This is a genomic window from Dietzia sp., assembly GCF_036741115.1.
GTDB lineage: Bacteria > Actinomycetota > Actinomycetes > Mycobacteriales > Mycobacteriaceae > Dietzia.
Genome location: NZ_DAINST010000101.1, coordinates 1 through 5,143 on the forward strand (window position 1 = coordinate 1; position 5,143 = coordinate 5,143).

Sequence of the window (5,143 nt, forward strand, 5' to 3'; positions counted from 1 at the left end):
GCCGTCTCCACGCCCTTGGTGAGCGAGACATAGCCGGCGTCCGGCGGAAGGAGTGGCTTCCACGCCCGGAGATTCTCTGCTAGCGACTGCGCCGGGACGCCGAGCACGACGACATCGGCGCCCTCGAGCGCGGCCGCCGCATCGGAGGTCGCGCACATCGACTCCGGGAGGGCGATGCCGGGGAGGTAGCGCTCGTTGCTGTGCCCCTCGGAGATCTCGGTGGCCACGGAATCCCGCCGGGCCCACATGACCACGTCGTTGTTTCCGTCCGCGAGGACCTTTCCGACTGCGGTGCCCCACGACCCCGAGCCCATGACAGCCACACGAACCATTTCCCGCTCCTGCCATTCGCCGCCGTCGATATGCAGCACCAAGGTACCCGACCCCCTGTGGCACGATGGGTCAAATGCGCCACAATCACGGGGATCCGGCAGGCGCGCAGCGGCTCCCGGACGAGGTCCGGGACCTCCCTGCGAGCTGGGCCGTGGCCGTCCCCGCCAAGCCGCTGCACCGCGCGAAATCGCGGATGTCGGCGCAGCTCCCAGACGCCGAGCGACGGCTCCTCGTGCGCGCGATGCTCGGGGACGTGCTCGAGGCCGTGGCCGGGGCTGCGCGGATCGGAAATGGGATGCCGGGTGGCTGCCGCGCGCGGGTGATCTCCTTCGCCGTGGTCACCGCGGATCCCGAGCTCGCCGCGCTCGCCCGCTCCCTCGGCGCAGAGATCGTCCCGGAGTTCGGGCCAGACGTCGCCGCGGGACTCGCCCCGGAAACCGACGCACACCCAGCAGCACCGCGGGCGGGCATTCCTTCCGCGGGTCCCTTCTCCGCCCCCGCTCCGGTCGTCTCCGGCGGGGATTCGACGTTCCGCAGGGCCGCGGCTCTCGGACTCGATTGGGCGGCGCGGCGCGCGGAGAACGTCGCGGTGCTCGCCTCGGACGTACCGGGGATCACCTCCGCCGACGTCGCCGAGGTGCTCGAAGCGGCTGGAGCCGGCCCTGGTGCATCGTTCCGGGGATACGTCCCCGACGCCGACGGCCTCGGCACCACCGCCGCGACGTTCTCGAACACCGTGGACCTGCGCACGTTCTTCGGGCCCCGCTCGGCGGCGGATTTCGCGGCCGCGGGCGCCGTCGCTCTCGAGCCGGCCCCGATGGGGATCCGGCGGGACGTGGATTCTCTCGAGCACATCGCCGAACTCGGCGCTCTCGGGCCCCGCACGGCTGAGGCGCTTGACCGCGTGGGCGATACGGCGCGCTCCGTCATGGGCGGATCCCCACGTGCGCGGCGCGAGGGACGGTCGAGCAGGAGCACCACGGGCCCGTCTGCGGCCCTAACGGCTGAGCCCGCGGACGCCCGCGAGCGCGACGCCGCGCGGTAGCTCAGGACCGGCCTCGCGCCGACTGGAGAACATTCGGCAAACTGGTGGGGTGAGCGAAGCCGAATCCCCCAGAAATTCCGCCAAGAATTCCTCGAGCAATTCCCCCAGCGCGTCCCCCGGAGACCCCGCCCAGGCGTCCGCAGTCGCCCAGCAGGGTCTGCCCGACGACCGGTACCGCAACCGCGAGCTCTCCTGGCTCGACTTCAACGCGCGCGTGCTCGCCATGGCAGGAGATGAGCGCCAGCCGCTGCTCGAGCGGCTCAAATTCGTCTCCATCTTCTCGTCGAACCTCGACGAGTTCTATATGGTCCGCGTCGCGGGCCTCAAGCGCCGCAACGACTCCGGTCTCACGGTGCGTTCGGCGGATGGTAAGACGCCGGAGGATCAGCTGCGGCTCATCGGGATCAGGACCGCCGAGCTCAGCGCCGAGCAGGACCGCGTCCTCGTCGACGGAATCCTGCCCGAGCTGGCGGAGCAGGGCGTGCTCATCCTCCCGTGGGCAGACCTCGGCCCCAGCGAGCGCGACGAGCTCTCGCAGCAGTTCCACGACCGGATCTTCCCCGTGCTCACGCCGCTCGCGGTCGATCCTTCGCACCCGTTCCCGTACATCTCGGGGCTGAGCCTCAACCTCGCCGTCACCGTGCGCGAGACCGAATCGGGGCAGGAGCACTTCGCGCGTGTCAAGATCCCAAACAACGTGCCGCGTTTCCTTCGGCTCGACCGCGCGGAGACCGGGGAGACTGTCTTCGTGCCCGCGGAGGAGGTCATCGCCGCGCATCTCGAGATGCTCTTCCACGGCACCGAGATCGTCGAATGCCACGTCTTCCGGGTCACCCGCAACGCCGACCTCGCGGTCGAGGAGGACCGAGACGAGGACCTGCTCAAGGCCCTCGAGCGCGAGCTCGCGCGCCGCCGCTTCGGCTCGGTGGTGCGCCTCGAGATCGCCGAGGACATGACCGAGCGCATGCTCCGCCTGCTCATGTCCGAGCTCGAGGTCAGCGACGAGGAGGTCATCCAGCACCGGGGGCTCATCGACCGCACGGCGCTCATGCAGATCTACGGCGTCAACCGGCCCGATCTCAAGGAGAAGCCGTGGGTGCCGTCCACTCCCACGGCGTTCGGCGAGGGCGAGGCCGAACGCAGCATCTTCGCCTCGCTCCGCGAGAGCGATGTGCTCGTCCACCACCCCTACGATTCTTTCTCCACCACCGTGCAACGTTTCCTCGAGCAGGCGGCCGCCGATCCCAAGGTCCTGGCGATCAAGCAGACGCTCTACCGCACCTCGGGCGATTCGCCGGTGGTCAACGCTCTCATCGAGGCGGCGGCGGCGGGCAAGCAGGTCGTTGTGCTCGTCGAGCTCATGGCACGTTTCGACGAGCAGAACAACATCCGCTGGGCAAGGCAGCTCGAGCGCGCGGGCGTGCACGTGGTCTACGGCCTCCTCGGGCTCAAGACGCACTGCAAGACCTCGCTCGTGGTGCGCGACGAGGGCGATCGCCTGAGCCGCTATTGCCATATCGGCACCGGCAACTACAACCCCAAGACCGCGCGACTCTACGAGGACGTCGGCCTGTTCACCTCCGACGAGGACATCACGGCCGATCTGTCGGAGCTGTTCAACTACCTCACCGGATACTCGTACCCGTCGAAGTACCGCCGCCTGCTCGTCGCGCCCGAGGGCATCCGCAAGGGCATCGTCGAGCGAATCGAACGCGAGATCGAGCTCGCGGGCCAGGGCCACGATGCGGGCATCCGGGTCAAGGCCAACGCGCTTGTCGACGAGCAGGTCATCGATGCCCTGTACCGGGCCTCGCGCGCCGGGGTGCCCGTGCAGATCCTCGTGCGCGGCATCTGCAGCCTCCGCGCCGGCGTGCCCGGGCTGAGCGAGACCATCGAGGTCCGCTCCGTGCTCGGCGAATTCCTCGAGCACTCCCGCATCTTCTCGTTCAAGGCCGGTGGCGAGGTCTACATCGGCTCCGCCGACATGATGCACCGCAACCTCGACCGCCGTGTCGAGGTGATCACGCCGGTCTCCGATCCACGACTCCAGGGAAAGCTCGAGAATATCTTCGACATCGCCTTCGACCCGAACACGAGGAGCTGGCACCTCATGCCGGACGACACGTGGCGCCGCTTCCCGGAGGACCGCAGCAACGAGCGGGACCTCCAGATGGTGCTCCTCGCCGAGCACGGGGGCATCCGCAACTGATGGCCGCGCAGAAGAAGCAGAAGTTCAACGCCGAAGAGAAACCGATCGCGTTCGACCCCGAGCGGTCCGTGTTTGCCGCAGGTGCCGTGCTCTATCGCATGGATGACGCCGCAGGCCTCACCGTCGCGGTCGTCCACCGCCCGCGGTACGACGACTGGTCTCTGCCCAAGGGCAAGGTCGATGAGGGCGAGACACTCTCCACGGCCGCCGTACGAGAATTGGAAGAAGAGACGGGCCACCGCTCGATCCTCGGCCAATACATCGGCACCTCCTCGTATCAGCTCACCAACGGCGCGAAGAAAAGCGTCTGGTACTGGGCGGCGCGTTCGACCGGCGGAGAGTTCGTCCCCTCCGACGAGTGCGAAGCCCTTGAGTGGCTACCGGTCGCGGACGCGACCGAGCGGGTGTCCTACGAGCTCGACGAGAGGGTTCTCGCCCGATTCGCCGAGATCGCCGAGCCGCACGCGGCCACCGTGCGACAGGTGATCCTCGTCCGCCACGCCCGCGCCGGCAACCGCGCGAAGTGGAAGGGCGATGACCTTCTCCGGCCGCTCGATCGCAAGGGCATGCTGCAGGCCGAGTTCCTCGTCCCCCAGCTCGAGTCCTTCGGGGTGAGCGCGGTGGTCTCGGCCGAGCCCGTGCGCTGCGTGCAGAGCGTCGAGCCCATCGCCGACAAGCTCGGCGTGGAGATCGAGATCGACGAGAGCATCGGCGACATCGCCGCCGAGGCCGACCCCGATTCCGCGGCGGCTACGATCCTCGCGTATTCGGTACACGGCTCGATCGACGGCAAGGGCGCGATCCGTGTACTCAGCTCGCAGGGCACGGCCATTCCACTGGCGCTCGAGCGGCTCGCCGAGGGCACGGATCTCGCCGGCCGAGATTTTTCCACGAAGAAGGGCGGCCAGTGGACGCTGAGCTTCTCCGGGGGAAAGCTCGTCGGCGCCGACTATCTACAGAGCCCTCTCCCGCGGACATAACGCGTCGGGCCCGTGCGGCGGGTCGGCCGGCACGGATCCGAGCAGGATCTGGCCGGCCTCCCGGCTAGCGGGCGCTGCGCTTTGTTCCGCGCTTGGCGGGTGTGGCTGAGGGATCGCTCGGCGTGCCGTCGACCGCCGCCACCGGAGTCGTCGCCGCCGCGCCCGCCGTGTTTTCGGGCTGCGCGAAGGACTTGTGGGAGCTGGTCCGCTTCGCCGCGAGGCGGTCGTCCGGCAGGCTGTTCGTGCCCTGCACGACCGATTTGAAGTATTGGCCGGGGCGGAACACGGGGGTCATTGTCGGGGCCACCGGGATGGACTCGCCGGTGTGCGGGTTCCGGGCCACGCGCGCAGCCCGCGACCGCTTCTCGAAGATCCCGAATCCCATGAAGGTGATGCTCTCCCCCGACTCGATCGTCCGCACGATGATGTCGAGGGTGTTCTCGAGCGCCTCGGTCGCGAGCTGCTGGTCGCCGTCGAGGCGCTCGGCGAGCGCGTTGATGAACTCTGCCTTGTTCACTGTGTCCGCCTCCGGTCGCTTCCTGCGTCGATGATCGGCCGTTGATCAGACCTCTGCTC

The 5,143-nt window shown here is 68.8% G+C and carries 5 protein-coding genes; 3 read left to right on the forward strand and 2 right to left on the reverse strand.

The genetic code is table 11. The features are described from left to right. Positions 1-332 (reverse strand): 2-dehydropantoate 2-reductase N-terminal domain-containing protein (locus tag V7E05_RS12780; RefSeq protein WP_333620025.1); only part of this gene is annotated, 332 nt, incomplete at its 3' end. Positions 333-406: 74 nt separating this feature from the next. Between V7E05_RS12780 and V7E05_RS12785 the strand changes: the two genes are divergently transcribed. The 3 genes from V7E05_RS12785 to V7E05_RS12795 are packed head-to-tail and all read left to right on the forward strand — an operon-like array spanning position 407 to position 4,567. Further along, positions 407-1,378, forward strand: coding sequence for a hypothetical protein (locus tag V7E05_RS12785; RefSeq protein ID WP_333620026.1), 972 nt, complete (start codon positions 407-409; stop codon positions 1,376-1,378). Between the two features lie 49 nt (positions 1,379-1,427). Next, on the forward strand, positions 1,428-3,587 hold the full coding sequence (locus tag V7E05_RS12790; protein ID WP_333620027.1) for an RNA degradosome polyphosphate kinase: 2,160 nt from the start codon (positions 1,428-1,430) through the stop codon (positions 3,585-3,587). Then, positions 3,587-4,567: an NUDIX hydrolase gene (locus tag V7E05_RS12795; protein ID WP_333620028.1), complete on the forward strand. Its 981-nt coding sequence runs from the start codon at positions 3,587-3,589 to the stop codon at positions 4,565-4,567. Before V7E05_RS12790 ends, V7E05_RS12795 begins: the two co-directional genes overlap by 1 nt. Positions 4,568-4,631: 64 nt before the next feature. Here V7E05_RS12795 and V7E05_RS12800 read toward each other — a convergent pair whose 3' ends face one another. Continuing rightward, positions 4,632-5,084 carry an HU family DNA-binding protein gene (locus V7E05_RS12800; protein ID WP_333620029.1) on the reverse strand — a complete coding sequence of 151 codons (453 nt, stop codon included), beginning with the start codon at positions 5,082-5,084 and terminating at the stop codon, positions 4,632-4,634. Between the last annotated feature and the right edge of the window lie 59 nt (positions 5,085-5,143).

Bases quoted from the DNA above. Each gene is read 5' to 3' on its own strand.
- V7E05_RS12785 (WP_333620026.1), top strand. From the start codon at position 407: ATGCGCCACAATCACGGGGATCCGGCAGGCGCGCAGCGGCTCCCGGAC.
- V7E05_RS12795 (WP_333620028.1), top strand. From the start codon at position 3,587: ATGGCCGCGCAGAAGAAGCAGAAGTTCAACGCCGAAGAGAAACCGATC.